Source organism: Pseudomonas sp. QE6 (assembly GCF_041379005.1).
Lineage (GTDB): Bacteria > Pseudomonadota > Gammaproteobacteria > Pseudomonadales > Pseudomonadaceae > Pseudomonas.
The window spans coordinates 5,769,531-5,795,869 of the sequence record NZ_CP166873.1 but is presented as its reverse complement, the minus strand read 5'-3'; the positions used below and the strand labels follow the sequence as shown (position 1 = coordinate 5,795,869).

The 26,339-nt window shown below is 65.6% G+C and carries 24 protein-coding genes; 18 read left to right on the top strand and 6 right to left on the bottom strand.

The window, feature by feature from the left end; genetic code table 11:
* The first annotated feature begins 25 nt into the window (after window positions 1-25).
* On the top strand, window positions 26-1,207 hold the full coding sequence (gene purT / locus ACAW63_RS26460; RefSeq protein WP_371230349.1) for a formate-dependent phosphoribosylglycinamide formyltransferase: 1,182 nt from the start codon (window positions 26-28) through the stop codon (window positions 1,205-1,207).
* Window positions 1,204-1,929 carry an SGNH/GDSL hydrolase family protein gene (locus ACAW63_RS26455; RefSeq protein WP_371230348.1) on the top strand — a complete coding sequence of 242 codons (726 nt, stop codon included), beginning with the start codon at window positions 1,204-1,206 and terminating at the stop codon, window positions 1,927-1,929. Before purT ends, ACAW63_RS26455 begins: the two co-directional genes overlap by 4 nt.
* A gap of 97 nt (window positions 1,930-2,026) precedes the next feature.
* Here ACAW63_RS26455 and ACAW63_RS26450 read toward each other — a convergent pair whose 3' ends face one another.
* From ACAW63_RS26450 to ACAW63_RS26440, 3 genes are all read right to left on the bottom strand, one after another.
* Window positions 2,027-3,340 (bottom strand): MFS transporter, encoded by a 1,314-nt coding sequence (locus ACAW63_RS26450; protein WP_371230346.1) that lies wholly within the window; start codon window positions 3,338-3,340, stop codon window positions 2,027-2,029.
* A 286-nt stretch (window positions 3,341-3,626) separates the two neighbouring features.
* A complete protein-coding gene (locus ACAW63_RS26445; RefSeq protein WP_371230344.1) occupies window positions 3,627-4,922 on the bottom strand; it encodes an HlyC/CorC family transporter in 1,296 nt (431 codons plus the stop codon).
* A gap of 49 nt (window positions 4,923-4,971) precedes the next feature.
* Window positions 4,972-5,772: an inner membrane protein YpjD gene (locus tag ACAW63_RS26440; protein WP_275608326.1), complete on the bottom strand. Its 801-nt coding sequence runs from the start codon at window positions 5,770-5,772 to the stop codon at window positions 4,972-4,974.
* Between the two features lie 220 nt (window positions 5,773-5,992).
* Here ACAW63_RS26440 and ffh point away from each other — a divergent pair, with 220 nt between their 5' ends.
* The 6 genes from ffh (at window position 5,993) to ACAW63_RS26410 (ending at window position 10,045) form a co-directional block, all read left to right on the top strand.
* Window positions 5,993-7,366, top strand: coding sequence for a signal recognition particle protein (ffh, locus tag ACAW63_RS26435; RefSeq protein WP_275608325.1), 1,374 nt, complete (start codon window positions 5,993-5,995; stop codon window positions 7,364-7,366).
* A 144-nt stretch (window positions 7,367-7,510) separates the two neighbouring features.
* Window positions 7,511-7,759: a 30S ribosomal protein S16 gene (gene rpsP, locus ACAW63_RS26430; protein ID WP_015478455.1), complete on the top strand. Its 249-nt coding sequence runs from the start codon at window positions 7,511-7,513 to the stop codon at window positions 7,757-7,759.
* 5 nt (window positions 7,760-7,764) lie between these two features.
* On the top strand, window positions 7,765-8,301 hold the full coding sequence (rimM, locus tag ACAW63_RS26425; protein WP_371230342.1) for a ribosome maturation factor RimM: 537 nt from the start codon (window positions 7,765-7,767) through the stop codon (window positions 8,299-8,301).
* A gap of 26 nt (window positions 8,302-8,327) precedes the next feature.
* Window positions 8,328-9,071 (top strand): tRNA (guanosine(37)-N1)-methyltransferase TrmD, encoded by a 744-nt coding sequence (gene trmD / locus ACAW63_RS26420; protein WP_152225264.1) that lies wholly within the window; start codon window positions 8,328-8,330, stop codon window positions 9,069-9,071.
* A 44-nt stretch (window positions 9,072-9,115) separates the two neighbouring features.
* Window positions 9,116-9,466, top strand: a complete 351-nt coding sequence (gene rplS, locus ACAW63_RS26415; RefSeq protein ID WP_009616363.1) for a 50S ribosomal protein L19 — start codon at window positions 9,116-9,118, stop codon at window positions 9,464-9,466.
* 165 nt (window positions 9,467-9,631) lie between these two features.
* A complete protein-coding gene (locus tag ACAW63_RS26410; protein WP_371230339.1) occupies window positions 9,632-10,045 on the top strand; it encodes an acyl-CoA thioesterase in 414 nt (137 codons plus the stop codon).
* Between the two features lie 124 nt (window positions 10,046-10,169).
* Here ACAW63_RS26410 and ACAW63_RS26405 read toward each other — a convergent pair whose 3' ends face one another.
* Both ACAW63_RS26405 and ACAW63_RS26400 read right to left on the bottom strand, forming a co-directional pair.
* Window positions 10,170-10,847 carry a hypothetical protein gene (locus ACAW63_RS26405; protein WP_371230337.1) on the bottom strand — a complete coding sequence of 226 codons (678 nt, stop codon included), beginning with the start codon at window positions 10,845-10,847 and terminating at the stop codon, window positions 10,170-10,172.
* A 98-nt stretch (window positions 10,848-10,945) separates the two neighbouring features.
* Window positions 10,946-12,790 carry a cation:proton antiporter gene (locus ACAW63_RS26400; RefSeq protein ID WP_371230335.1) on the bottom strand — a complete coding sequence of 615 codons (1,845 nt, stop codon included), beginning with the start codon at window positions 12,788-12,790 and terminating at the stop codon, window positions 10,946-10,948.
* A gap of 92 nt (window positions 12,791-12,882) precedes the next feature.
* Here ACAW63_RS26400 and xerD point away from each other — a divergent pair, with 92 nt between their 5' ends.
* The 5 genes from xerD to ACAW63_RS26375 all read left to right on the top strand — a co-directional run bounded on the left by xerD (window position 12,883) and on the right by ACAW63_RS26375 (window position 18,056).
* A complete protein-coding gene (gene xerD / locus ACAW63_RS26395) occupies window positions 12,883-13,779 on the top strand; it encodes a site-specific tyrosine recombinase XerD (protein ID WP_371230333.1) in 897 nt (298 codons plus the stop codon).
* A 167-nt stretch (window positions 13,780-13,946) separates the two neighbouring features.
* Window positions 13,947-14,675 (top strand): DsbC family protein, encoded by a 729-nt coding sequence (locus tag ACAW63_RS26390; RefSeq protein WP_275608319.1) that lies wholly within the window; start codon window positions 13,947-13,949, stop codon window positions 14,673-14,675.
* 174 nt (window positions 14,676-14,849) lie between these two features.
* The gene (locus tag ACAW63_RS26385) at window positions 14,850-16,154 is read left to right on the top strand and encodes a homoserine dehydrogenase (RefSeq protein WP_371230331.1); all 1,305 of its coding nucleotides are present in this window, start codon (window positions 14,850-14,852) and stop codon (window positions 16,152-16,154) included.
* Between the two features lie 51 nt (window positions 16,155-16,205).
* Complete coding sequence (thrC, locus tag ACAW63_RS26380; RefSeq protein WP_371230330.1) at window positions 16,206-17,615, top strand: threonine synthase; 1,410 nt, start codon at window positions 16,206-16,208, stop codon at window positions 17,613-17,615.
* Between the two features lie 159 nt (window positions 17,616-17,774).
* Window positions 17,775-18,056 (top strand): DUF3509 domain-containing protein, encoded by a 282-nt coding sequence (locus ACAW63_RS26375; protein ID WP_371230328.1) that lies wholly within the window; start codon window positions 17,775-17,777, stop codon window positions 18,054-18,056.
* A 350-nt stretch (window positions 18,057-18,406) separates the two neighbouring features.
* Here ACAW63_RS26375 and ACAW63_RS26370 read toward each other — a convergent pair whose 3' ends face one another.
* A complete protein-coding gene (locus tag ACAW63_RS26370) occupies window positions 18,407-19,606 on the bottom strand; it encodes a CaiB/BaiF CoA transferase family protein (protein WP_371230327.1) in 1,200 nt (399 codons plus the stop codon).
* Window positions 19,607-19,865: 259 nt separating this feature from the next.
* On the opposite strand from ACAW63_RS26370, the gene ACAW63_RS26365 reads away from it, so the two are divergent.
* The 5 genes from ACAW63_RS26365 to hutU all read left to right on the top strand — a co-directional run bounded on the left by ACAW63_RS26365 (window position 19,866) and on the right by hutU (window position 26,332).
* Window positions 19,866-21,044: a diguanylate cyclase gene (locus tag ACAW63_RS26365; RefSeq protein WP_371230325.1), complete on the top strand. Its 1,179-nt coding sequence runs from the start codon at window positions 19,866-19,868 to the stop codon at window positions 21,042-21,044.
* 61 nt (window positions 21,045-21,105) lie between these two features.
* Window positions 21,106-21,645 (top strand): YaeQ family protein, encoded by a 540-nt coding sequence (locus tag ACAW63_RS26360; protein ID WP_152225232.1) that lies wholly within the window; start codon window positions 21,106-21,108, stop codon window positions 21,643-21,645.
* Between the two features lie 68 nt (window positions 21,646-21,713).
* Window positions 21,714-23,429 (top strand): single-stranded-DNA-specific exonuclease RecJ, encoded by a 1,716-nt coding sequence (gene recJ / locus ACAW63_RS26355; protein WP_371230323.1) that lies wholly within the window; start codon window positions 21,714-21,716, stop codon window positions 23,427-23,429.
* A gap of 79 nt (window positions 23,430-23,508) precedes the next feature.
* Window positions 23,509-24,252: a histidine utilization repressor gene (gene hutC, locus ACAW63_RS26350; protein WP_275608313.1), complete on the top strand. Its 744-nt coding sequence runs from the start codon at window positions 23,509-23,511 to the stop codon at window positions 24,250-24,252.
* A 406-nt stretch (window positions 24,253-24,658) separates the two neighbouring features.
* Window positions 24,659-26,332: a urocanate hydratase gene (gene hutU / locus ACAW63_RS26345; protein ID WP_371230321.1), complete on the top strand. Its 1,674-nt coding sequence runs from the start codon at window positions 24,659-24,661 to the stop codon at window positions 26,330-26,332.
* Window positions 26,333-26,339 lie beyond the last annotated feature (7 nt).

The window sequence follows — 26,339 nt, the reverse complement described above, 5'->3', positions numbered from 1 at the left end:
CTTTCCCTTCCCGAGGTTTCACACAATGCCCCGTATTGGAACTCCCCTGTCGCCGAGCGCGACCCGTGTACTGCTCTGTGGCTCCGGCGAACTGGGCAAGGAAGTGGCGATCGAGCTGCAGCGCCTGGGCTGCGAAGTGATCGCCGTCGACCGCTACGAGAACGCACCGGCGATGCAGGTGGCGCACCGTAGCCATGTGATCAGCATGCTCGACGGCGTCGCCCTGCGCGCGGTGATCGAGCAGGAAAAACCGCACTACATCGTGCCGGAGATCGAAGCCATCGCCACCGCGACCCTGGTCGAGCTGGAGAGCGAAGGCTACACCGTCGTCCCCACTGCCCGCGCCGCGCAACTGACCATGAACCGCGAGGGCATTCGCCGCCTGGCCGCCGAGGAACTGGGCCTGCCCACCTCGCCGTACCATTTCGCCGACACCTACGAGCAATATGCAGCCGGTGTCGCCGCCGTAGGCTACCCCTGCGTGGTCAAGCCGATCATGAGCTCCTCCGGCAAGGGCCAGAGCGTGCTGAAATCCGATGCCGACCTGAAGGCTGCCTGGGATTACGCCCAGGAGGGTGGTCGCGCCGGCAAGGGCCGGGTGATCGTCGAGGGCTTCATCGACTTCGACTACGAGATCACCCTGTTGACCGTTCGCCACATCGGCGGCACCACCTTCTGTGCGCCTATCGGCCACCGCCAGGTGAAGGGCGACTACCACGAGTCCTGGCAGCCCCAGGCCATGAGCCCGAAGGCGCTGGCCGAGTCCGAGCGCGTGGCCAAGGCGGTCACCGAGGCGCTGGGCGGTCGCGGCCTGTTCGGCGTGGAACTGTTCGTGAAGGGCGATCAGGTGTGGTTCAGCGAAGTCTCGCCGCGTCCGCATGACACCGGCCTGGTGACCCTGATCTCCCAGGATCTTTCCGAGTTCGCCCTGCACGCCCGCGCCATCCTCGGCCTGCCGATCCCGGTGATCCGCCAGCTGGGCGATTCCGCCTCGGCGGTGATCCTGGTGGAAGGCAAATCGCAGCAGGTTTCCTTCGGCAATCTCGGTGCCGCCCTGAGCGAGCCGGATACCGCGCTGCGCCTGTTCGGCAAGCCGGAAGTGGACGGTCAGCGGCGCATGGGCGTGGCCCTGGCGCGCGACGAGTCGATCGACGCGGCCCGCGCCAAGGCGACCCGTTCGGCCCAGGCGGTCAACGTCGAGCTGTGAGCCGCTGGGCGGGGTTGATGTGGTGGGCGGCGGCATTGCCGCTGCTGCCGCTGGCCCTGCCCATGGCCGTGCGCACCCGGCGCACGGCCTTGCGCCTGGCTGCCGCCGCCGGCGTCTGCGAAGGCCTCGCTGGCATCGAGCTGCCGGGCGAGCCCTTCCGCGTTCTTCTGCTGGGTGAGTCCACGGTCGCCGGGGTCGGCGCATCCTGCCTGGATTTCGCCCTGGCCGGGCGCCTGGCGCTGGCGCTTTCCACTCGGCTGGAACGTCCCGTCGCCTGGCGTGCGATCGGGGAGAACGGCATCACCGCCGGCGAGGCCTGCGAGCGCTTGTTGCCAATGGCGGCGGATCAGGACTACGACCTGGTGGCGCTGGTCTTCGGTGTCAATGACACCACCCATTTCAGTTCCAGCCAGCGCTGGTTGGGTGCCCTGGAGCATCTGATCGGGCATTTTCGAGCCCGTGGTACGCGAGTGGTATGCACGGCGGTGCCACCGCTGCAGCATTTCACTGCGCTGCCCTGGTTGTTGCGGCAACTGCTGGGTTGGCGCGCGGCCTTGCTGGATCGCCAGCTCAATGCGCTGGCTCTGGCCCAGGGCGCCGGTTATTGCGAGGTCAGCCTGGAAATGCAGCCGCAGTTCCTCGCCATCGACGGTTATCACCCCTCTGCGCTGGGCTATCAGGTCTGGGGCGAACACCTGGCGCAGTGGCTGGTGCAGTCGTAGGGCGTACAACCGTCCGCGGTTGTACGCCGTAAACCTTGGTCTGCCGCGCCTCCGGGGCTGAGCTCGGAGCGCCTTGCTCGCTCCCGCAGGTCGGACTTCAGTCGATATTGTCCAGATCGCTCTCGCGCGTCTCGCGCAGGCACAGCACGGCCAGCAGGCTCAATGCCGCAGCTACCGAGACGTAGCCACCCACCCAACTCAGTCCGCCCATGCCCACCAGCTTCTGCGCGATGTACGGCGCCACCGAGGCGCCGAGGATGCCGCCCAGGTTGTAGGCCGCCGAAGCGCCGGTGTAGCGCACGTGGGTGGGGAAGAGTTCCGGCAGCAGCGCGCCCATGGGGGCGAAGGTCACGCCCATCAGGAACAGTTCCAGCGCCAGGAAGATCGCCACCTCGACCGAGGAACCCTGGCTCAACAGTGGCTGCATGGCGAAGCCGGAAAGGATCGCGGCGATACAACCAACGATCAGCACCGGCCTGCGCCCGATGCGGTCACTCAGCCAGGCGGAAAGCGGCGTGGCGGCGGCCATGAAGAGCACGGCGAAGCACAGCAGGCCAAGGAACTGTTCGCGGCTGTAACCCAGGCTGGTCACCCCGTAGCTCAGCGAGAACACCGTGGAGATATAGAAGAGGGCGTAGCACACCACCATTGCCAGGGCGCCGAGCAGCGTCGGCCGCCAGTGCTTGGCCAACAGCTCGGCAATCGGCAGGCTGGAGCGTTCGTGGCGCGCCATGGCCTTGGCGAACACCGGGGTTTCCACCAGCTTCAGGCGCACGTACAGGCCGACGATCACCAGCGCGGCGCTGAGGATGAACGGGATGCGCCAGCCCCAGGCACGGAACTGCTCCTCGCTGAGCAGCATGGCCAGGCAGAGGAACAGGCCGTTGGCGGCGAGGAAGCCGATCGACGGGCCCATCTGCGGGAACATGCCGAACCAGGCGCGGCGGCCCTTCGGCGCGTTCTCCGTGGCCAGCAGCGCGGCGCCGCCCCATTCCCCGCCCAGCCCCAGGCCCTGGCCGAAGCGCAGCACGCAGAGCAGGATGGGCGCCCAGGCGCCGATGCTGTCATAGCCCGGCAGCAGGCCGATCAGGGTGGTCGAGACGCCCATCAGCAGCAGCGAGGCCACCAGGGTCGACTTGCGTCCGATGCGGTCGCCGAAGTGGCCGAACAGCGCCGAGCCCAGCGGGCGGGCGAGAAAGGCGATGCCGAAGGTGAGGAAGGCGCTCAGCGCCTGGGCGGTGCCCGATGTCTGCGGGAAGAACACCGGACCGATCACCAGCGCGGCGGCGGTGGCGTAGACGTAGAAGTCGTAGAACTCGATGGCGGTGCCGATGAAGCTGGCCACCGCGACACGGGTGGTGGAGTTGGTCTGTTCGGCCGGCTGTTCGGCGTCGAGGGTGGTGCTGGTCATGCGGGTCGGTCCCTGGCAGTCCTGCTCGGCGACGACTCTGCGGTCGTGTCCGGCATCACGAAGAGGCATCGCCGTGGCGCGAGAAGGAAGCGCGGCCCAGGGTCGGGGCAGGGGAGGCGCGGCTCGCGGCGGGTCAGGGCGAGGCCGGCTGCTTCGCAAGGCAACGACGCGGGGTCGAGGCTCGGCGGGGCGTGCGATTGACTGGCCAGCGGGGTGTCACGGGTAGCGGCGGGCGCTGGCGGGAGGCTGGGTAAGCCGTCCGGATTATAGGGGCGGGTGGGGCCGCTCAGGCAAGCTCGTCGCGGTGTGGCGTGGGTGGTGTAGGAATGCCGGGCTGCCAGACGCGCACGCTTTTCACGCGGTTCTCGCCGGACTGGAGGATTTCCAGGCGGTAGCGGCCGATCTTCAGGCATACCGCGCAGTCGGGAATCTGTTCGAGGGCTTCGGTGACCAGGCCGTTGAGGGTCTTGGGGCCGTCGCTGGGCAGTTGCCAGCCCAGGGCGCGGTTGAGGTCGCGCAGGTTGGCCGAGCCGTCGATCACATAGGTGCCATCGGCCTGCGGGTGGATATCGGGGTTGCGCAGGGCGTCCTGGTTGCTGAACTCGCCGACGATTTCCTCGAGGATGTCTTCCAGGGTGATGATGCCGATCACCTCACCATACTCGTCCACGACGATGCCGATGCGCCGCTTCTGCTTCTGGAAGTTGATCAGCTGGGTCGATAGCGGCGTGCTCTCGGGCACGAAGTAGGGCTCCAGGCACGCAGCCTTGAGGCTTTCCTTGGTCAGCTGGTTGTGGGTCAGCAGGCGGGCGATCTGGCGCATGTGCACCACGCCCTCGACCTGGTTGATGTCATTGCGGAACACCGGCAGGCGGGTGTGGGTGGTGTTGCGCAGCTGGCCGATGATGGTTTCCAGCTCGTCGTCCAGGTCGATGCCCTGTACCTCGTTGCGCGGCACCATCAGGTCGTTCACGGTGATCTTTTCCAGATCGAGGATGCTCAGCAGCATGTTCTGCCGGTTGGCGGTGAGCTTCTCGCTGGACTCGCTGACCACGCTCTTGAGCTCCTCGCTGCTCAGCGGCTTGCTGACGCGCTGGGTCGGGTCGAGGCCGCAGGCCCGCAGCAGCAGGTTACTCACCCCGGTCATCAGCCACAGCAGCGGGCTGAACAGCTTCTGCAGCCACAGCAGCGGCAGGCTGGCGGGGAAGGCGACGTTTTCCGGGCGCAGCGTGGCGTAGGTCTTGGGGGTGATCTCGCCGAAGATCAGCAGCACCAGGGTCAGGACGATGGTGGTCGGCGCGACGGCAGCCTCGCCCCACAGGCGCAGGGCCAGCAGGGTGGCCAGGGCGGAGGCGACAATATTGACGAAGTTGTTGCCGATCAGGATGGTGCCCAGCAGCCGGTCGGTGCGCAGCAGCAGCCAGCTGGTGCGCCGCGCGCCGCGGTTGCCCTGCTTGGACAGGTGGCGCAGGCGATAGCGATCGAGGCTCAGGACGCCGGTCTCGACGCTGGAGAAGAACGCGGAGCAGAGTAGCAGGAAGACCAGCAGGCCGATCATGTAGCCGGGGTGGATGTCGCCCATGCGTCGGGTTCCTTCGGCGTTTCGCGGCGGTGCGGCACCGTCGCCAGCGTCAGATGTGCAGGATGAATTCCTTGACCAGCTTGCTGCCGAAATAGGCCAGCATCAACAGGCAGAAACCTGCCAGGGTCCAGCGAATGGCCTTGTGACCACGCCAGCCGAGTTGGTGGCGGCCCCACAGCAGCACGGCGAACACCACCCAGGCGAAGCAGGAGAGGATGGTCTTGTGCGCCAGGTGCTGGGCGAACAGGTTGTCGACGAACAGCCAGCCGGAGATCAGCGACAGCGAGAGCAGCGACCAGCCACCCCAGAGGAAGCCGAACAGCAGGCTTTCCATGGTCTGCAGCGGCGGGAAGTTGCGGATCAGGCCGGACGGGTGCTTGTGCTTGAGCTGATGGTCCTGCACCAGCAACAGCAGCGCCTGGACCACGGCGATGGTCAGCAGGCCGTAGGCGAGGATCGACAGCAGGATGTGCGCGAGGATGCCCGGCTGCTCGTTGATCGGCTCGATGGTGCCGTGGGGTACGAACGCCGCCAGCAGGGTGGTCAGGGCGCCCAGCGGATAGAGGAAGATCAGCAGGTTGTGCACCGGGATGCGCAGGCAGGCCAGCAGCGTCAGTGCGGTAACTGCGGCGGAGATCAGGCTGGCGGCGTTGAAGAAGTCCAGCACCAGGCCGCCGGGCGTCAGCAGCTCCTGGCTCAGGCTGTAGGCCTGGCAAAGCAGGGCGGCCAGGCCCAGCAGGAGGAGCAGCGGTTTCTGCGGCGGGGTGCGGCGGGCCAGGCTAACGCTCTGGTAGACGGTAGTGCCGATATAGAGGACGGCGGCGATCAGGCTGGGCAGCAGAGGTTGCATAAGTCCTTGGAACAGTCCTTGGAAGGGGGACCCGAAAGGCCGTGAGTGTGGCACAGAACGGCCGGGTCTAGAAAGCCGCTGAGAACAGTTCGCTTCTGGCCTGGGCACGCTCCGTCACAGATGGATCATCGGCGGTGTTGGCGCTGGCCGCACTTCGCTATAATCGCCCGCTTGCTGACAAGCCAAACCCTGGTCCGACCGGACCTGATTAGGAACGCGCATGTTCGAAAACCTTACAGATCGCCTCTCGCAAACGCTGCGCCACGTCACTGGCAAGGCCAAGCTGACCGAGGACAACATCAAGGACACGCTCCGCGAAGTGCGGATGGCCCTGCTGGAGGCCGACGTGGCCCTGCCGGTGGTCAAGGACTTCGTCGCCAAGATCAAGGATCGCGCGGTCGGCACCGAGGTTTCCAAGAGCCTGACCCCGGGCCAGGCCTTCGTGAAGATCGTCCAGGCCGAACTGGTCGAGCTGATGGGCGCGGCCAACGAGGACCTCGATCTCGCCGCCGCTCCGCCGGCGGTCATCCTGATGGCCGGCCTGCAGGGCGCGGGCAAGACCACCACCGCCGGCAAGCTGGCGCGCTTCCTCAAGGAGCGCAAGAAGAAGTCCGTGCTGGTGGTGTCCGCCGACGTCTATCGCCCGGCGGCGATCAAGCAGCTGGAAACCCTGGCCAATGACATCGGCGTGACCTTCTTCCCGTCCGATACCAGCCAGAAGCCGGTGGCCATCGCCGAAGCTGCGATCCGCGAGGCGAAGCTGAAGTTCATCGACGTGGTGATCGTGGATACCGCCGGTCGCCTGCACGTCGACGCTGAGATGATGGACGAGATCAAGCAGGTCCATGCGGCGATCAAGCCGGTGGAAACCCTGTTCGTGGTCGACGCCATGACCGGCCAGGACGCCGCCAACACCGCCAAGGCCTTCAACGATGCCTTGCCGCTGACCGGCGTGGTGCTGACCAAGGTCGACGGCGACGCCCGTGGCGGTGCCGCGCTGTCCGTGCGCGCCATCACCGGCAAGCCGATCAAGTTCCTCGGCATGGGCGAGAAGAGCGAAGCGCTCGACCCGTTCCACCCCGACCGCGTGGCCTCGCGCATTCTCGGCATGGGCGACGTGCTTAGCCTGATCGAGCAGGCCGAGCAGAACATGGACCGCGAGAAGGCCGAGAAGCTCGCGAAGAAGATCAAGAAAGGCAAGGGCTTCGACCTCGAAGACTTCCGCGACCAGCTGCAGCAGATGAAGAACATGGGCGGCCTGGGCAGTCTGATGGACAAGCTGCCGATGCTCGGCGGCGTCAACCTGTCGCAGATGGGCAACGCGCAGAACGCGGCGGAGAAGCAGTTCAAGCAGATGGAGGCGATCATCAACTCCATGACCCCGGCCGAGCGCCGTGACCCGGAAGTGATCAGTGGTTCGCGCAAGCGCCGCATCGCCCTGGGTTCCGGTACCCAGGTTCAGGATGTCGGCCGTCTCATCAAGCAGCACAAGCAGATGCAGAAGGTAATGAAGAAGGTTACCGCCAAGGGTGGCATGGCGAAGATGATGCGCGGCATGGGCAGCATGTTCCCCGGCGGCATGCCCAAGATGTGACCCCAGACGGCTCGCCACCCGGCGGGCCGGACGCGCTGCGGCTTGCGGCGCGGGGCTTTAGCTCATAGAATATGCGGCCTTTCGGGCTCTGTGCCCGAGGGCTGCATTTCTTTTTTGCAAGCAAACCATAGGAACAACGTACGCATGGTAACCATTCGTCTGGCTCGTGGCGGCTCCAAGAAGCGCCCGTTCTATCACCTGACCGTGACCAACAGCCGCAACGCTCGTGACGGCCGTTTCGTCGAGCGCGTCGGCTTCTTCAACCCTGTTGCAACTGGTGCCGAGGTCAAGGTCTCGATCAACCAGGAGCGTCTGAACTACTGGCTGAGCCAAGGCGCCCAACCGTCTGAGCGTGTTGCTCAGCTGATCAAGGAAGCCGCCAAGGCTGCCTGAGATCGATGAACACGAAGCCTGCTCCCGCCGAGGAGATGATTGTTCTCGGCAAGATCGTATCGGTGCACGGCATTCGTGGTGAGGTGAAGGTGTATTCCTTTACCGATCCGTTGGACAACCTGCTGGATTACCGTCGCTGGACGCTCAAGCGTGGCAACGAGGTTCGACAGGCTGAGCTGGTTCAAGGTCGCGTGCAGGGCAATGTCCTGGTCGCGAAGCTGAAGGGACTGGATGATCGCGAGATCGCCCGCACCTTCGCTGAATTCGAAATCCTGGTTCCGCGCAGTGAGCTGCCGGTGCTGGACGATGGCGAGTTCTACTGGAGCCAGTTGGAAGGTCTCAAGGTGATCGACCAGAACGGGCAACTGTTCGGGATTCTCGACCACATGCTGGAGACCGGCGCCAACGATGTGATGGTAGTCAAGCCCTGCGCAGGCAGCCTGGACGACCGTGAACGCCTGCTCCCGTATACGGACCAGTGCGTACAGGCGGTGGACCTGGAAGCCGGTGAGATGCGGGTGGACTGGGACGCGGACTTCTAATTCATGTGGATGAGAGCCCTCAGCCGATGTGGATAGGAGTGATCAGCATCTTTCCGGAGATGTTTCGCGCCATCAGCGACTATGGCATCACGAGTCGCGCGGTCAAGCAGGAGCTGATTCAGCTTCAGTGCTTCAACCCGCGGAGCAACACCGAGGACCGTCACCAGACGGTGGATGACCGGCCTTTCGGCGGTGGTCCCGGCATGGTGATGAAAATCAAGCCGCTCGAAGGCGCACTGGGCGATGCCCGGCAAGCCGCAGGCGGACCGGCGAAGGTGATCTACCTCTCGCCGCAAGGTCGCAAGCTCACGCAAGCGGCCGTGAAAGAACTGGCGAACGAGGAGCGACTGATCCTGATCGCCGGGCGTTACGAAGGCATCGACGAGCGCTTCATTGAAGAGCATGTCGATGAGGAATGGTCAGTTGGCGATTATGTCCTGTCCGGGGGTGAGCTTCCGGCCATGGTGCTGATTGACGCGGTCACGCGATTGTTGCCCGGTGCACTGGGCCACGTGGACTCCGCCGAGGAGGACTCCTTCACGGATGGCCTGCTCGACTGTCCGCACTACACCCGACCTGAGGTGTACGCAGACAAACGTGTTCCTGAGGTGCTGCTCAGCGGCAACCACGAACACATCCGGCGCTGGCGTTTGCAGCAGTCCTTAGGCAGGACCTGGGAACGACGTGCCGATCTTCTGGATTGCCGCTCGCTTTCTGGAGAAGAGAAGAAGCTGCTGGAGGAATACATCCGCCAGCGGAACGATAGTTAACGTATCGATGGCGAGCGCCGAGCGCTTGTCTTAGGAGCACTGAAATGACCAACAAGATCATTCAGCAGATCGAAGCTGAACAGATGAACAAAGAGATTCCGGCGTTCGCCCCCGGCGACACCGTAATCGTCCAGGTTAAAGTGAAGGAAGGCGACCGTCAGCGTCTGCAGGCCTTCGAAGGCGTTGTCATCGGCAAGCGCAACCGCGGCCTGAACAGCGCGTTCACCGTTCGCAAGATCTCCAACGGCGTAGGCGTAGAGCGTACCTTCCAGACCTACAGCCCGCTGGTAGACAGCGTTTCCGTCAAGCGTCGCGGCGACGTGCGCAAGGCCAAGCTGTACTACCTCCGCGAACTGTCCGGCAAGGCAGCGCGCATCAAGGAAAAACTGGTCTAAGTCACCGGTCTTTCCCGAAAAAAGCAGCCCGCGGGCTGCTTTTTTCTTGCCCGGCGTTTGCCGGCTGGCCGCTCCGGCCCCTTTCCCATCTGCCCCCGGCAGCGCACTACAAGCACAATATCCGCAGCATCGGCAGCCACCTTCAATGCATCAGGTAGCAGTGGCATGAGCCCCAGAGAGCAAGAAATCCTTCGCCGCACGACGCTTTCGGAAACCCGCGTGACCAAGGCGATCTTCCCGCCCACCACGAACCACCACGACACCCTGTTCGGCGGCACCGCGCTGGCCTGGATGGACGAGGTCTCGTTCATCGCCGCGACCCGTTTCTGCCGCCTGCCGTTGGTGACCGTGTCCACCGACCGCATCGATTTCAAGCACCCGATCCCCGCCGGCTCCATCGTCGAGCTGATCGGTCGGGTGGTGAAGGTCGGCAATACCAGTCTGAAGGTCGAGGTGGAGGTATTCGTCGAGAGCATGTCCGCCGACGGACGCGAGAAGGCCATTCACGGGCTGTTCAGCTTCGTCGCCATCGATGACGAGAAGCGCCCGGTACCGGTTCTGCCTGGCTTCGAGGCCTGAAATGGAAGAAGGCGCCCGTGGGCGCCTTCTCAGTATTTTGTAGGAGCGAGCTTGCTCGCGAACTGCCTGACTCCGATGTGGCCGGTGAAATGGTTCGCGAGCAAGCTCGCTCCTACCCAAAGACTCAGTGGCGCAGGCTGATCTTCAGCGAAGCCTGGGACAGGTCGATGTTCTGCAGGCTCAGGCTGCCCATGCTCTGGGTTTTCGGCGCGCCGGCGACGCGAATGTTGTCGAAGCGCACTTCGCCGATGGAGCTGGGCAGGCGTACGTTGATCGAGCCGTCGGCATTGAAGGTCGAGGACGCGTGCTCGGTGTCGTACTGCACGTCACGCATGGAGGTTTCGGCGTCCAGGCTGTCCACCACCGGTAGCACCAGGCGCGCGAGCTGCTTGACGGTGCCCACGCCGTCACCGCTTTCAGCGCTGACCAGAAGGCTCTGCAGGGTGTCATCGAAGCCCTGGGCGTTGATGTTGCTCATCTCATGGTCGCTGAGCGGTTTCAGGCCGTGGGGGGCTTCGTGTCGGGTGATGCTGGCCGGAGCCTGGCGCTGCACGTCCGCGCTGGCCAACTGGAATGGGCTGAGCAATGCCGCCAGGAGCGTCGCCGCCAGGCGCACGTTGTTCTGCTTCTTCAGGGCCCGCCCGAGCTGACGTTCGCTGATCCAGCCCTGCTGGATCAGGGTTTCGCCCAGGCGCAAGCCGTTGCTGAGCTGGAGCTGGATGGCGTGGTCCAGCTGCTGGGGGGTGATCAGGCCCTTGCTGACCAGGATCTGACCGAGGCGGGAGTTCTGCTGACTGGGCATGGCGTTGAGCTTCATTGGTGCAATGATGGCGTGATGCAATCATTGTCTGTCAGGCGAATTCTGTCACCCACCTAAAGATAGGCTGACGCGGCCGATTGTCAGGTTATTGCGGCTTGCGCCGTTTCATTTGTACCCGCGGCATTTTCCGGGGCTTCCTCCACCAGCGAGATCACCGTCCAGCCGGTACCGGGCGTCAGCGGCCGGTCCGGGCTGGCGATGTGGAGGCGGCCGTTCGTGTCGCGGGCGAACAGCAGCAGCGCTCTGCTGCCGTGCTGGGCCTGGTATTCCGCCCAGCCGAAGTTGTCGCTGAGCAGCGTCGAGCGGACTTCCGCGCCGCGTGCGATCAAGCCGGCCATCTGTGGGTAGGTGATGGGCGTCTGGCCCAGGGGATGGCCGCGATGGCGGTCGCTGACGCGATGCTTCTCGTTGCGACGGCTGTCCTGGCTGCTGGGCAGGATGAAGCGCTGCCAGGGGCTGAATTCGTGGCGGAAGCTCATGCACATCAGGGCATTCAGCTCGGCGTTGGGGGACAGCGCCAGCAGATGTCCCAGGCCGATCAGATCCAGGTGCGCCTCGGCATGTTGCGAGGCGGGGTTGCCGAAGTAGGTTGGCAGGTTCTCCATGCGCGCGGCGCGGGTGTTCTCCCAACTGGAGTCGGTGAGCAGCACCTGCACCCCGGCGTTCTGCAGGCCGACGCCGATGGCCCGCGCCACCGGGTTGGCACCGACGATCAGGAAGCCGGTGGGCACCGGCTCGGCGACCTTCAGCAGGCGGGCCAGCGGGCGCGCGGTGGCGCTTTGCAGGACCACGGTGCCGATGATCACCAGGAAGGTGAGGGGTACCAGTACGCCGGCCTGGGCGTGGCCGGCTTCCACCATGCGAATGGCGAAGATCGCCGACACCGCCGCGGCGACGATGCCGCGGGGGGCGATCCAGCTCAGCAGCGCGCGTTCGCGCCAGTTCAGCGTGGAGCCGGCGGTGGAGATCATCACGCTCAGCGGCCGGGCGACGAACTGGATCAGCGCCAGCACCAGCAGTGCCACCGGGCCGAGGCCGAGCAGCGCCGACATGTCCAGGCGCGCGGCCAGCAGCACGAACAGCCCGGATATCAGCAGCACGCTGAGGTTTTCCTTGAAGTGCAGGATGTGCTTCACGTCGACGCCCTGCATGTTGGCCATGCGCAGGCCCATCACGGTCACGGCCAGCAGTCCCGACTCCGACATGACGTTGTTGGACAGCACGAACACGCCCAGGACCACGGACAGGGAAGCCAGGTTGTGCAGGTAATCCGGCAGCCAGTGACGGCGCAGGGCGACCCCCAGCGCCTGGCCGCCGGCCAGGCCGAAGGCGATGCCGCAGCCGATCACGCTGACGAAGGTCAGCAGGCTGTCGGCCCAGCCCTGGCCGGCGTCGCTGGCGGCGATGAAGGTGTAGACCACGACGGCCAGCAGGGCGCCGATGGGGTCGATGACGATGCCTTCCCAGCGCAGGATGTTGGCGATGGTCGCGTTGGGCCGTACCACCCGCAGCATCGGCACGATCACCGTGGGGCCGGTGACCAGGGTGAGGGCGCCGAACAGCAGGGCCATTTCCCAGGTGAAGTCCAGCAGGTAACGGGTCGCCAGGGCGATCACCCCCCAGGTGGTGAGCGCGCCGAGGGTGACCATGCGACGGACCACGGTGCCGATTTCCTTCCATTCGTCCAGGTGCAGCGTCAGGCTGCCCTCGAACAGCACCAGGGCCACTGCGAGGGATACCACCGGAAACAGCAGCGGGCCGAACAGCTGTTCCGGGGTCAGCAGGTGCAGGACAGGGCCGATCAGAATACCGCTCAGCAGCAGGAACAGGATCGCCGGCAGGCGCAGGCGCCAGGCCAGCCACTGGCTGAGCAGGGAGGCGATGCCAATGCCGGCGAAGGCAAAGTAAGTGCTGTGTTCGTCCATGGTGCAGCCGGGTCCTTGCGCTGTTGACGGTGGAGTTGCGGGGGGGGGCTGTGGAAGACTAGTTCCACGCTTTTCTATTGATATAGCCTGACATGATGCCGGTTTCACATTCACTGATCGACCGATTCCTCGACGCCCTCTGGTTGGAAAAGGGCCTCTCCGACAACACTCGCAGCGCCTACGGCAGCGACCTCGCGCTGTTCAACGGCTGGCTCGACGAGCGCGGGGTGGCGCTGGAGTCGGCAGGGCGCGAGGTGATCCTCGATCATCTGGCCTGGCGCCTGGGCGAGGGCTACAAGGCCCGCTCCACGGCGCGCTTCCTCTCGGGGCTGCGCGGCTTCTACCGCTACTGCCTGCGAGAAGGGTTGATCGAGGAGGACCCGACGCTGCTGGTGGAACTGCCGCAACTGGGCAAGCCGCTGCCCAAGTCGCTCTCGGAGGCCGATGTCGAAGCGTTGCTGGCGGCACCGGAGACCGACGATCCGCTTGGCCTGCGCGATCGCACCATGCTGGAGGTGCTCTACGCCTGCGGGCTGCGGGTCAGCGAACTGGTCGGGCTGACCCTGGAGCAGGTCAACCTGCGCCAGGGCGTGGTGCGCGTCATGGGCAAGGGCAGTAAGGAGCGGCTGGTGCCGCTGGGCGAGGAAGCCATCCTGTGGATCGAGCGCTACCTGCGCGAAGCGCGGGCGGACCTGCTGGGCGGGCGCCCCAGCGACGTGCTGTTCCCCAGCCTGCGCGGCGAGCAGATGACCCGCCAGACCTTCTGGCACCGCATCAAGCTGCACGCGAAAGTCGCCGGCATAGGCAAGAGCCTGTCGCCACACACCCTGCGCCATGCCTTCGCCACCCATCTGCTCAATCACGGCGCCGATCTGCGGGTGGTGCAGATGCTGCTGGGGCACAGTGATCTTTCCACCACGCAGATCTATACCCATATTGCCCGTGCGCGCCTGCAGGACCTGCATGCCCAGCATCACCCCCGGGGGTGATCCGGACGTTGTAGGAGCGAGCTTGCTCGCGAACCGAGCAGGCACGGAGTCAAGCGTTCGCGAGCAAGCTCGCTCCTACAAAACCTGTAGCTTTCAGCTACAAGCCCACGGCTCGGCCCGCGAGGGCTTGTGTGATAGTCTTCGCCGACCGACATCAGGAGTTTTCCATGCGTTTGTCCCGACTTCTGGCTGCCGCGGCCCTTGGCCTCGTCAGCACCCTTGCCCTGGCCGCCGAGCCGGACCAGGCAATCCGCACCACCCTGCAGTCCCTGCAGCCTGACCTGCCCATCGAGGCTATCGCCAAGAGCCCCCTCGAAGGCATCTACCAGGTGCAGCTCAAGGGCGGCCGCGTGCTCTATGCCAGTGCCGACGGCCAGTTCGTCGTTCAGGGCAACATCTATCAGGTGAAGGACGGCAAGCCGACCAACCTGACCGAAGCGGCCGAAAGCGCGGGCGTGGCGAAGACCATCAACGCTATCCCGACCGCCGACATGGTGGTCTTCCCGGCCAAGGGCGAGACCAAGGCGCACATCACCGTCTTCACCGACACCACCTGCCCGTACTGCCAGAAGCTGCACGCCGAAGTGCCGGAGCTGCAGAAGCGCGGCATCGAAGTGCGCTACCTGGCCTTCCCGCGCCAGGGCCCGAACTCGCCGGGCGATGCGCAGCTGCAGGCCGTGTGGTGCTCCAAGGACCGCCAGGCGGCCATGAGCGACATGTTCCACGAGAAGGAAGTGAAGGCCGCCAAGTGCGACAATCCGGTGAACAAGCAGCTGGAACTGGGCCAGATGGTCGGTGTGCAGGGCACCCCGGCGATCATCCTGGCCAACGGCCAGATGCTGCCGGGCTACCAGCCGGCCGGCCAGATCGCCAAGCTGGCGCTGGAAGCCAAGTAAGCCGCGGGCTGCGCTTGCATTGACTAATGGGGAACCGCTTCGTAATGTTCGGTTCCTTTTGACTATGGAACAGGCAGTCCGCCTGTTCTGATTTGGTGCCTGCTCCCATGCCCGCCTCGTTGCGGGCTTCGGTGCGTCAGGCGCCCCGATGCTGTAATCATGGGGAGTTTCAGCGTGAATCCGGTGAAAGTGGGAATCTGTGGGTTGGGGACCGTCGGTGGCGGTACCTTCAATGTACTCAAACGCAACGCCGAGGAGATTGCCCGCCGTGCCGGGCGTGGTATCGAGGTTGCGCAGATTGCCGCCCGTCGCCCCAATCCGAAGTGTGATACCGGCAGTACCCCCATTACTGCCGACATCTTCGACGTGGCGAACAACCCGGAAATCGACGTCGTCATCGAGCTGATCGGTGGTTACACCCTGGCCTACGAACTGGTGCTCAAGGCCATCGAGAACGGCAAGCACGTTGTCACCGCCAACAAGGCGCTGATCGCCGTGCACGGCAACGAGATCTTCGCCAAGGCCCGCGAGAAGGGCGTCATCGTCGCCTTCGAAGCCGCCGTGGCCGGTGGCATCCCGGTGATCAAGGCGATCCGCGAGGGCCTGGCCGCCAACCGCATCAACTGGCTGGCCGGCATCATCAACGGCACCGGCAACTTCATCCTCACCGAAATGCGCGAGAAAGGCCGCGCCTTCGCCGACGTGCTGAAGGAAGCCCAGGCGCTGGGCTACGCCGAAGCCGATCCGACCTTCGACGTGGAAGGCATCGACGCCGCGCACAAACTGACCATCCTGGCGTCCATCGCCTTCGGCATCCCGCTGCAGTTCGACAAGGCCTACACCGAAGGCATCACCCAGCTGACCACTGCCGACGTGAACTACGCCGAGGCCCTGGGCTACCGCATCAAGCACCTGGGCGTCGCGCGCCGTACCGACAGCGGTATCGAGTTGCGCGTGCACCCGACCCTGATCCCGGCCGACCGCCTGATCGCCAATGTGAACGGCGTGATGAACGCCGTCATGGTCAACGGCGATGCCGCCGGTTCCACGCTGTTCTACGGCGCCGGTGCCGGCATGGAGCCCACCGCTTCCTCGGTGGTCGCCGACCTGGTGGACGTGGTTCGCGCCATGACCGCCGACCCGGAGAACCGCGTGCCGCACCTGGCCTTCCAGCCGGACTCGCTCTCCGACCACCCGATCCTGCCGATCGACGCCTGCGAAAGCGCCTACTACCTGCGCATCCAGGCCAAGGACCATCCGGGCGTACTGGCCCAGGTGGCGACCATCCTCTCCGAGCGCGGCATCAACATCGAATCGATCATGCAGATGGAAGTCGAAGAGCATGACGGTCTGGTGCCGATGATCCTGGTTACCCACCGCGTGCTCGAGTCCCGCATCATCGAAGCCATCGCCGCGCTGGAAGCGCTGGATGACGTGGTCGGCAATGTCGTACGCATCCGCGTCGAACAACTGAACTGAATCGATCGCGGCGGCGCCTGCGCGCCGCCGCCCACCCGAAGGTTTCACACCATGCGTTACATCAGTACCCGCGGCCAGGCGCCCGCGCTGAACTTCGAAGACGTGCTGCTGGCTGGCCTGGCCAGCGACGGCGGCCTCTACGTGCCGGAAAACCTGCCGCGTTTCACCGTCGAAGAGATCGCCTCCTGGGCCGGCCTGCCGTACCACGAGCTGGCCTTCCGCGTGATGCGCCCGTTCGTTGCCGGCAGCATCTCCGACGCCGACTTCAAGAAGATCCTCGAAGAGACCTACGGTGTCTTCGCCCACAACGCCGTGGCGCCGCTGCGCCAGCTCAACGGCAACGAGTGGGTGCTGGAGCTGTTCCACGGCCCGACCCTGGCCTTCAAGGACTTCGCCCTGCAACTGCTCGGCCGCCTGCTCGACCATGTGCTGACCAAGCGCGGCGAGCGCGTGGTGATCATGGGCGCCACCTCCGGCGACACCGGCTCGGCCGCCATCGAAGGCTGCAAGGCCTGCGAGAACGTCGACATCTTCATCATGCACCCGCACAACCGTGTGTCCGAGGTGCAGCGCCGTCAGATGACCACCATCCTCGGCGAAAACATCCACAACATCGCCATCGAAGGCAACTTCGACGACTGCCAGGAGATGGTCAAGGCCAGCTTCGCCGACCAGGGCTTCCTCAAGGGTACCCGTCTGGTGGCGGTGAACTCGATCAACTGGGCGCGGATCATGGCCCAGATCGTTTACTACTTCCACGCTGCCATCCAGCTCGGCGCCCCGGCCCGTTCCGTGGCCTTCTCGGTGCCCACCGGCAACTTCGGCGACATCTTCGCCGGCTACCTGGCGCGCAACATGGGCCTGCCGGTCAGCCAACTGATCGTCGCGACCAACCGCAACGACATCCTGCACCGCTTCATGTCCGGCAACCGCTACGACAAGGACACCCTGCACGCGTCGCTGTCGCCGTCCATGGACATCATGGTCTCGTCCAACTTCGAGCGCCTGCTGTTCGACCTGCATGGCCGCAACGGCAAGGCCGTCGCCGAGCTGATGGACAACTTCAAGGCCACCGGCAAGCTGGCCGTCGAAGATGACCGCTGGACCGAGACCCGCCGCCTGTTCGACTCCCTGGCGGTGAGCGACGAAGAGACCTGCGAAACCATCGCCCAGGTCTACGCCGAATGTGGCGAACTGCTGGACCCGCACACCGCCATCGGCGTGCGCGCGGCCCGCGAATGCCGCCGCAGCCTCGCCGTGCCCATGGTCACCCTGGGCACCGCGCATCCGGTCAAGTTCCCGGAAGCGGTGGAGAAGGCCGGCATCGAGGCCGTTCCGGCGCTGCCGGCGCACCTGGCCGACCTGTTCCAGCGCGAAGAGCGTTGCACCGTACTGGCCAACGAACTGGCCAAGGTCCAGGCCTTCGTCAGCGCCCACGGCAACCGTGGCAAGCCGCTCTGATCCGTGACGGATCGATGAAAAAGCCCGCCTTCATGGCGGGCTTTTTCTTGGGGCGACGCTCAGGGCTTTATGGACCAGCGGTAATAAGCAGGACGAACTTAATCGCCGGCGGCGATGTCTTCTCTTCAGGTTTTTCATTTCGCAACAAGGAGATATGACATGGACCGGCTGAGCGTACTGCTGACCGAGACCTTCGCTCCCTATATTCCGTCCCTGGGCCTGGCGCGCCCCGATGGCGGCCGTATCCTGACCCTGACCAACGATGACGGCGAGGTTGTCCTGCGCCGGGTGATCGACGGCCAGCAACTGGCCGATGAGAACCAGCGCGAGGACGCGATCCAGTCGGTTCGCCGCGACCTGCTGATCCAGGAGGGGCGGATGGAGGACGATGTCATTGCTGCTCTGCGGCAGCGGGCGCAGGTGCTCAGCTACGGGACGTGATTTTTCCAGGTCTGCGCAAAGTAAAACGCCGCCCCCAGGGGCGGCGTTTGCGTTACTGGCCTGCTGCTACGGGGTGTGCTTTCGTAGGAGCAACTGTCTTCTTGGAAGCCCGAGCCCGCGCATGCCCTCACCCCAGCCCTCTCCCGGAGGGAGAGGGGGCGGATCGTGCCGGCTGATGTCATGGTTTCATCCTGCACCGAACGGTTCCCTCTCCCGCTTGCGGGAGAGGGTTAGGGGGAGGGGGAAAGCCCTGGCACAGACTCAGCCGGGACAAGACAGTTGCTCCTACGCAGGTTGTGTTCCTCGAGATCGGCTACGGCGCTGCGAAAAAGTGGGTGTAACGGCGCGCCCTACACCGCCCCCTGCTGACGCAACGCCGCAATGGCCGCCGCGTCATAGCCCAGCCCACCGAGCACTTCATCGGTATGCTCACCCAGGCCCGGGCCGATCCAGTCGGCCGAGCCGGGCGTGTCGGAGAGCTTGGGCACGATACCCGGCATGCGGAAGGGCTTGCCGTCCGGCAGCTTGGCCGAGAGGAACATCTCGCGGGCGAGGAACTGCGGGTCGGCGAACATATCCTCGGCGGAGTAGATGCGGCTGGCTGGCACTTCGGCTTCGCCCAGTACCTTCAGCACGGTGTCCAGGGGCTCGGAGCGCGCCCAGCGGTCGATCACGCCGTACAGTTCGTCACGGCGCTGGTCGCGTCCGGCGTTGTCGGCCAGTTGCGGGTCCTCCGCCAGGTCGGTGCGGCCGATGGCGAGCATGAAACGGCGGAAGATCGCGTCGCCGTTGGCGGCGATCTGCACGTGCTTGCCGTCGGCGGTGGTGTGCACGGAAGAGGGCGTGATGCCGGGCATGATGTTGCCGCTGCGCTCGCGGATGAAGCCGAACACGTCGAACTCCGGCACCATCGACTCCATCATGGCGAACACCGCTTCATACAGTGCCACGTCCACCACCTGGCCCTGGCCGCCGTTGACCTCTCGGTGGCGCAGCGCCATGAGCGCGCCGATGACGCCCCACAGCGCGGCGATGGAGTCGCCGATGGAGATGCCGGTGCGCACCGGCGGGCGGTCCTCGAAGCCGGTGATGTAGCGCAGCCCACCCATGGATTCGCCCACCGCGCCGAAGCCCGGCTGGTCCTTGTAGGGGCCGCTCTGGCCGAAGCCGGAGAGGCGCACCATCACCAGCTTGGGATTCAGCGCGTGGATCACGTCCCAGCCCAGGCCGAGCTTTTCCAGCACGCCGGGACGGAAGTTCTCGATCAGGATGTCGGCTTCGGCCAGCAGCTTCTTCAGCACCTCGCGCCCGGCCTCGTGCTTGAGGTTGAGGGTCAGCGAGCGCTTGTTGCGGGCCTGCACGAACCACCACAGCGAGGTGCCTTCGTAGAGCTTGCGCCACTTGCGCAGCGGATCGCCGCCGTCGGGCGATTCGACCTTGATCACCTCGGCGCCGAATTCCGCACACAGGCGCGAGGCGAAGGGACCGGCGATCAGCGTGCCCAGTTCGATCACTTTGAGGCCGGCGAGGGGTTTGGTGGTGGTGTTCATCGGTCGGTCCGTTCGGCGGGTGGTCGGCGGACTTTACCGCCCACGCGGGCGTTCGAACAGGCCGCCGGGCCGACCGCCTGCCATCGGAGCTTTGCGCCGGCGATGGGCACGCGTAGAGTAACCTTATCCAAGGACACTTCTGTCTGCTCGTCCGACTCTGGGCAGGGTAACCCCCGATGCGCGCGCTTCCGTCATTCCACTTTCCCGGCCCTCCGGCGCTCCCAGCGGGATGCGTGCAGGCGGATGGCAAGGGGGTGGCATGGTCCTGAGCCTGCCGACGCTGGTCCTGGTCGATCTCTACGTGCTCACCCTGGTCGGGGTGCTGATGGCGTTCGCCTGGCACAGCGGTCGCCGCGAGCCGACGCTCGGCTACATGAGCGCGATGCTCCTGCTGGGGGCGCTGGGCACCTTCCTGGGGACCTTGCGGGGAATGGGCATCGATCTGGTGCCGATCCTGCTGGGCAACGTCATCCTGCACCTTTGCGCGGCGATGAACTGGACGTCCATGCGGGTGTTCGCCGGGCGCCGCCCGCACTGGCCGCTGATCGGCGCTGGCGCAGCCCTGTGGGCGTTGCTGTGCCTCTGGCCGACGTTCTACGAGTCGCTGGAGGCGCGGGTTTTCGTCAGCACCTCGATCACCATTGCCTATTGCCTGGCCTCCGTCGGCGAGCTGCTGCGCAGCCGGCGCAAGCTGGAGGTGGAGCTGCGTCCGACCCTGGCGCTGATGCTGTTCCACGGCGGCTTCTACATGGTGCGCCTGGCGGTCGACCGCGGCATGCCCTTCGAGAGTGCCAGCAACAATGGCCAGGGCAGCACCTTCTTCACCCTGCTGGTCTTCGAAACCATGCTCTACGCCATCGGCATCGCCTTCGCGACCCTGGCGATGGTCAAGGAGCGCGCAGAGCTGGGTTTCCGCAGCGCCGCGCTGAGCGACCCGCTGACCGGCGCCGGCAATCGCCGGGCCTTCATGGATTCCGGCGAGCGCGCCTTGCGCCTGTGCGCCGAGCGCGGCGAGCAGGCCTCGCTGCTGCTCTGCGACCTGGACAACTTCAAGCGTCTCAATGACTCCTTCGGCCATCCCGCCGGGGACCGGGTGCTGGTGGAGTTCAGCCGCATTACCGCCTCGCGCATGCGCAAGCAGGACCTGTTCGCGCGCATCGGCGGGGAAGAGTTCGCCTGCCTGTTGGTGGCCGCCGATACCGAAGGCGCCTGCCAGGTGGCCGAGCGGGTGCGCCGCGAGTTCGCCGAGCTGCCGTTCATGGCCGAAGGGCAGCTCAGCGTGAGCATCGGCATCGCCACCACCCGCGAGGCCGGGCATGACCTGACGCGCCTGCTGGCGCTGGCCGACCAGGCGCTCTACGCCGCCAAGGCCAAGGGCCGCAACCGCATCGAACTGGCCGCCCCGGAACCGGGAACCGACCGCCGTAGTCGGGATTGAACCACCATCCCTGCGCTTTCGCGGTAGACTTGCCGCCTTCCAAAATTCGCCGGGAATCCCCATGGCCCTGTCCGCCACGCCCTACAAAGCCGATATCAGCCTGACCGACCTCGACCGTGGGGTCTACGAGACCCTGCGCTTCACCGTCGCCCGCCATCCCTCGGAAACCGAGGAGCGCCTGGCGGTGCGTCTGCTGGCCTACGTCATCTGGTACAACGAGCAGTTGGCCTTCGGTCGCGGTCTGTCGGACGTGGAAGAGCCCTCGCTGTGGGAAAAGAGCCTGGATGATCGCGTCCTGCACTGGATCGAAGTTGGCCAGCCGGACGCCGAGCGCCTGACCTGGTGTTCGCGCCGCTGCGAGAAGCTGACCCTGGTCGCCTACGGCAACCTGCGCGTGTGGACCACCAAGGTGCTCGACACCGTGCGCCACCTGAAGAACCTCAACGTCGTCGCCATGCCCCAGGAGCCGCTGGAGGAAATCTCCCGCGACCTGCCGCGCTCGATCAACTGGACCGTGATGATCAGCGAAGGAACCATCTTCGTCACCGACGAACGCGGCCAGCATGAGCTGCAGGTCGAGTGGCTGATGGGCGAGCGTTGATCGCCAGAGTTACCCGCTGTAACCAGGGCGCCGGGATCGGCGCCTGAGACGAAATAACCGGAACCTCCATGCGCATCGAATCCCGCCCGCTCCCGGAGCAATTGCCCGACCTCGGCGACCTGCCGCCGCTGCTGACCCGTCTCTACGCCGCCCGTGGCGTGCAGAGCGCCGCCGAGCTGGACAAGGGGCTGGCGCGGTTGATTCCGTACCAGCAGCTCAAGGGCATCGACGCGGCGGTGGCGCTGCTGGTCGATGCGCTGGAGAAGGGCCAGCGGATTCTCTATGTCGGCGACTTCGACGCCGACGGCGCCACCGCCAGCAGCGTTGGCGTGCTGGCGTTGCGCATGCTCGGCGCGGCCTGGGTCGATTACCTGGTGCCGAACCGCTTCGAATACGGCTACGGCCTGACTCCCGAGATCGTCGCCGTGGCGCTGGAAAAGCGCCCGGACCTGCTGGTGACCGTGGACAACGGCATCTCCAGCATCGACGGCGTGGCCGCCGCCAAGGCCGCCGGCCTGCGCGTGCTGGTCACCGACCACCACCTGCCGGGGCCGGAGCTGCCCGCCGCCGATGCCATCGTCAACCCGAACCAGCCCGGCTGCGACTTCCCCAGCAAGGCCATGGCCGGCGTTGGGGTGATCTTCTATGTGATGCTCGCCCTGCGCGCGCGCCTGCGTGAGCGCGGCTGGTTCGCCGCGCGCGGCATCGCCGAACCGAACCTCGCCGAATTGCTCGACCTGGTATCCCTGGGCAGCGTCGCCGACGTGGTGCCGCTGGACGCCAACAATCGCATCCTGGTGCACCAGGGCCTGGCGCGCATTCGCGCCGGCCGGGCCCGTCCGGGGCTGCGCGCGCTGCTGGAAGTGGCCGGGCGCGATTGCCGGCGGATCACCTCCACGGACCTGGGCTTCATCCTCGGCCCGCGTTTGAACGCCGCCGGCCGCCTGGACGACATGTCCCTGGGCATTGAAATGCTGCTCTGCGAGGACGAGGGCCTCGCCCGCGAGATGGCGGTGCAGCTCGACGCGCTCAACCAGGACCGCAAGGCCATCGAGCAGGGCATGCAGCGCGAGGCGCTGGCCCAGCTCAAGGAGCTGCCGATGGAGGAGATGCCCTTCGGCCTGTGCCTGTTCGACCCGGAGTGGCACCAGGGCGTGATCGGCATCCTCGCCTCGCGCCTGAAGGAGCGTTACCACCGTCCGACCATCGCCTTCGCCGACGCCGGCGACGGCACGCTCAAGGGCTCGGCGCGTTCGGTGCCGGGTTTCCACATCCGCGATGCGCTGGACGCCGTGGCCGCGCGCCATCCGGGGCTGATCAGCAAGTTCGGTGGCCACGCCATGGCTGCCGGCCTGTCGCTGCCGCAGGAAAACTTCGGCGCCTTCGCCGCCGCCTTCGACGCCGAGGTGCGCCGCCAGCTGGATGAGGAGGACCTCACCGGTCGCCTGCTCTCCGACGGCCAGCTCGGTGCAGAGGAGTTCCACCTGGAGCTGGCGCGGGCGATCCGCCAGGCCGGCCCCTGGGGGCAGCACTTCCCCGAACCGCTGTTCCACGGCGTGTTCCAGATCGTCCAGCAGCGCGTGGTCGGCGAGCGTCACCTCAAGCTGGTGCTCAAGACCGAATGCGGCTCGCTGCAGCTGGATGCCATCGCCTTCAACATCGACCGTGAAGTCTGGCCCAACCCCACCGTGCGCTGGGCGGAGGTGGCCTACAAGCTCGACGTCAACGAGTTCCGCGGCAATGAAAGCGTGCAACTGATGGTGGCGCATATCGCGCCGCGCTGATCTGTGGTGGCGCCGCGTAGGCGGCGCCATGGTGGAAGGTTAAACTGACCGTCGTCCCCACCCGTGAGCAGGAGCTGCCGTGTCCCAAGATCATTCCTCCCTGGCCGCGTTCGCGCTGGAAACCCCGGCTCCGCTGTACGCGCGGGTCAAGGAGATCATCCTGCAGCAGATCCGCAACGGTGTCTGGAAGCCCAACTCCAAGCTGCCGTCGGAGAGCGAACTGTTCACCCTGCTGGGGGTGAGCCGGATGACCATCAACCGTGCGCTGCGCGAGCTGACCATCGAGGGGGTGCTGGTGCGTCTGCAGGGCGTCGGCACCTTCGTCGCCGAGCAGAAGGGCCATGCTGCGCTCTTCGAGATCCACAACATCGCCGAGGAGATCGCCGCTCGCGGTCACGAGCACCGTTGCGAGGTGGTGCTGCTCGAGCCGCTCCCCGAAGGGGCGGACCTGGCCATGCCGTTCGAACTGGAGAACGTCAGCCGTATCTTCCATTCGGTGGTGGTGCACTACGAGAACGAAGTGCCGGTGCAGCTGGAGGAGCGCTTCGTCAATGCCGAAGTGGCGCCCGAGTACCTGCAGCAGGACTTCACCCGCATCACGCCCTACGCCTACCTGATCCAGCTGGCGCCGCTCACCGAAGGTGAGCACGTGGTGGAGGCGATCAATGCCGAGGCGGCGGACTGCAAGCTGCTGCGGATCAAGCGTGGCGACGCTTGCCTGCTGATTCGCCGGCGTACCTGGTCGGCGAAGGGGCAGGTGGGCGCGGCACGGCTGGTCTATCCGGGATCGCGCTATCGCCTCGAAGGCCGCTTCGGGCAGTAACCGTTCCGTGGCCGTTCCGGGGCGGAATCGCCGCTCCGGATGCACCGTTTTGTTACTTTCGCGCACCGCGCTGTTACTTTTTCTCCTTTCCTTCCCGCGTCGTAGTTCGCCACCTGCACCTCTTGCAGCTTCCTTCCTGAAGTTTTTTGGCGACTTCATCTATTTGAAATAAAAGAACTTTTATCCGGTCTTGGGAACCTGTAGGCGGCTACCTGTCTCTTCTGGCCCTTGCTTTGCATTATCTTGTATATACAGGTTGATATAAGGCTATATACATATCAGGTGACAGTAGATGACCAAGTTGCCGACCAGGGCAGCGGAGCCTCTTCTGCGCACCCTTTTCCGCCACGCCGGGATGGCTCCTGGCGATCCCCTGGCGACACCACCCGCAAGCGAGGAAGACCCGATGAGTTCCACCGGCCGTTACCGCGATACCGAAATCCGTGCCCCGCGCGGCACCCAACTGAACGCCAAGAGCTGGCTGACCGAAGCGCCGCTGCGCATGCTGATGAACAACCTCGACCCGGAAGTCGCGGAGAACCCGAAGGAGCTGGTGGTGTACGGCGGCATCGGCCGCGCCGCGCGCAACTGGGAGTGCTACGACAAGATCGTCGAGACCCTGAAAGCGCTGAATGAGGACGAGACCCTGCTGGTGCAGTCCGGCAAGCCGGTCGGCGTGTTCAAGACCCACGCCAACGCCCCGCGCGTACTGATCGCCAACTCCAACCTGGTGCCGCACTGGGCCAACTGGGAACACTTCAACGAACTGGACGCCAAGGGCCTGGCCATGTACGGCCAGATGACCGCCGGCTCCTGGATCTACATCGGCAGCCAGGGCATCGTCCAGGGCACCTACGAAACCTTCGTCGAGGCCGGCCGCCAGCACTACGACGGCAACCTCAAGGGCCGCTGGGTGCTCACCGCCGGCCTGGGCGGCATGGGCGGCGCCCAGCCGCTGGCCGCGACCCTGGCCGGTGCCTGCTCGCTGAACATCGAATGCCAGCAGAGCCGCATCGACTTCCGCCTCGCCAGCCGCTACGTCGACGAGCAGGCCAAGGACCTGGACGACGCCCTGGCGCGCATCGCGAAATACACCGCCGAAGGCAAGGCCATCTCCATCGCCCTGCTGGGCAATGCTGCGGAAATCCTCCCGGAACTGCTCAAGCGCGGCGTGCGCCCGGACATGGTCACCGACCAGACCTCCGCCCACGACCCGCTCAACGGCTACCTGCCGGCCGGCTGGACCTGGGAGCAGTACCGCGACCGCGCGCAGACCGAACCCGCCGCCGTGGTGAAGGCCGCCAAGCAGTCCATGGCCGTGCACGTCAAGGCCATGCTGGCGTTCCAGAAGCAGGGCGTGCCGACCTTCGACTACGGCAACAACATCCGCCAGATGGCCAAGGAAGAGGGCGTCGAGAATGCCTTCGACTTCCCCGGCTTCGTTCCGGCCTACATCCGCCCGCTGTTCTGCCGTGGCATCGGCCCGTTCCGCTGGGCCGCGCTGTCCGGCGATGCCGAGGACATCTACAAGACCGACGCCAAGGTCAAGGAGCTGATCCCGGACGACGCCCACCTGCACAACTGGCTGGACATGGCCAAGGAACGCATCAGCTTCCAGGGCCTGCCGGCGCGCATCTGCTGGGTCGGCCTGGGCCAGCGCGCCAAGCTCGGCCTGGCGTTCAACGAGATGGTCCGTCGTGGCGAGCTGAAGGCACCGATCGTGATCGGCCGCGACCACCTCGACTCCGGCTCGGTGTCCAGCCCGAACCGCGAGACCGAGGCCATGCGCGACGGCTCCGACGCCGTGTCCGACTGGCCGCTGCTCAACGCCCTGCTGAACACCGCCAGCGGCGCCACCTGGGTCTCGCTGCACCACGGCGGCGGCGTGGGCATGGGCTTCTCCCAGCACTCGGGCATGGTGATCGTCTGCGACGGCACCGACGAGGCCGCCGCGCGCATCGCCAACGTACTGACCAACGACCCGGGCACCGGCGTGATGCGCCACGCCGACGCCGGCTACCAGATTGCGATTGATTGCGCCAAGGAGCAGGGCCTGAACCTGCCGATGATCACCGCCTGAGGAATCG

Bases quoted from the DNA above. Each gene is read 5' to 3' on its own strand.
- purT (WP_371230349.1), top strand. From the start codon at position 26: ATGCCCCGTATTGGAACTCCCCTGTCGCCGAGCGCGACCCGTGTACTG.
- ACAW63_RS26450 (WP_371230346.1), bottom strand. From the start codon at position 3,340: ATGACCAGCACCACCCTCGACGCCGAACAGCCGGCCGAACAGACCAAC.
- ACAW63_RS26445 (WP_371230344.1), bottom strand. From the start codon at position 4,922: ATGGGCGACATCCACCCCGGCTACATGATCGGCCTGCTGGTCTTCCTG.
- ACAW63_RS26440 (WP_275608326.1), bottom strand. From the start codon at position 5,772: ATGCAACCTCTGCTGCCCAGCCTGATCGCCGCCGTCCTCTATATCGGC.
- ffh (WP_275608325.1), top strand. From the start codon at position 5,993: ATGTTCGAAAACCTTACAGATCGCCTCTCGCAAACGCTGCGCCACGTC.
- rpsP (WP_015478455.1), top strand. From the start codon at position 7,511: ATGGTAACCATTCGTCTGGCTCGTGGCGGCTCCAAGAAGCGCCCGTTC.
- rimM (WP_371230342.1), top strand. From the start codon at position 7,765: ATGAACACGAAGCCTGCTCCCGCCGAGGAGATGATTGTTCTCGGCAAG.
- trmD (WP_152225264.1), top strand. From the start codon at position 8,328: ATGTGGATAGGAGTGATCAGCATCTTTCCGGAGATGTTTCGCGCCATC.
- rplS (WP_009616363.1), top strand. From the start codon at position 9,116: ATGACCAACAAGATCATTCAGCAGATCGAAGCTGAACAGATGAACAAA.
- ACAW63_RS26410 (WP_371230339.1), top strand. From the start codon at position 9,632: ATGAGCCCCAGAGAGCAAGAAATCCTTCGCCGCACGACGCTTTCGGAA.
- ACAW63_RS26405 (WP_371230337.1), bottom strand. From the start codon at position 10,847: ATGCCCAGTCAGCAGAACTCCCGCCTCGGTCAGATCCTGGTCAGCAAG.
- ACAW63_RS26400 (WP_371230335.1), bottom strand. From the start codon at position 12,790: ATGGACGAACACAGCACTTACTTTGCCTTCGCCGGCATTGGCATCGCC.
- xerD (WP_371230333.1), top strand. From the start codon at position 12,883: ATGATGCCGGTTTCACATTCACTGATCGACCGATTCCTCGACGCCCTC.
- ACAW63_RS26390 (WP_275608319.1), top strand. From the start codon at position 13,947: ATGCGTTTGTCCCGACTTCTGGCTGCCGCGGCCCTTGGCCTCGTCAGC.
- thrC (WP_371230330.1), top strand. From the start codon at position 16,206: ATGCGTTACATCAGTACCCGCGGCCAGGCGCCCGCGCTGAACTTCGAA.
- ACAW63_RS26375 (WP_371230328.1), top strand. From the start codon at position 17,775: ATGGACCGGCTGAGCGTACTGCTGACCGAGACCTTCGCTCCCTATATT.
- ACAW63_RS26370 (WP_371230327.1), bottom strand. From the start codon at position 19,606: ATGAACACCACCACCAAACCCCTCGCCGGCCTCAAAGTGATCGAACTG.
- ACAW63_RS26365 (WP_371230325.1), top strand. From the start codon at position 19,866: ATGGTCCTGAGCCTGCCGACGCTGGTCCTGGTCGATCTCTACGTGCTC.
- ACAW63_RS26360 (WP_152225232.1), top strand. From the start codon at position 21,106: ATGGCCCTGTCCGCCACGCCCTACAAAGCCGATATCAGCCTGACCGAC.
- recJ (WP_371230323.1), top strand. From the start codon at position 21,714: ATGCGCATCGAATCCCGCCCGCTCCCGGAGCAATTGCCCGACCTCGGC.
- hutU (WP_371230321.1), top strand. From the start codon at position 24,659: ATGAGTTCCACCGGCCGTTACCGCGATACCGAAATCCGTGCCCCGCGC.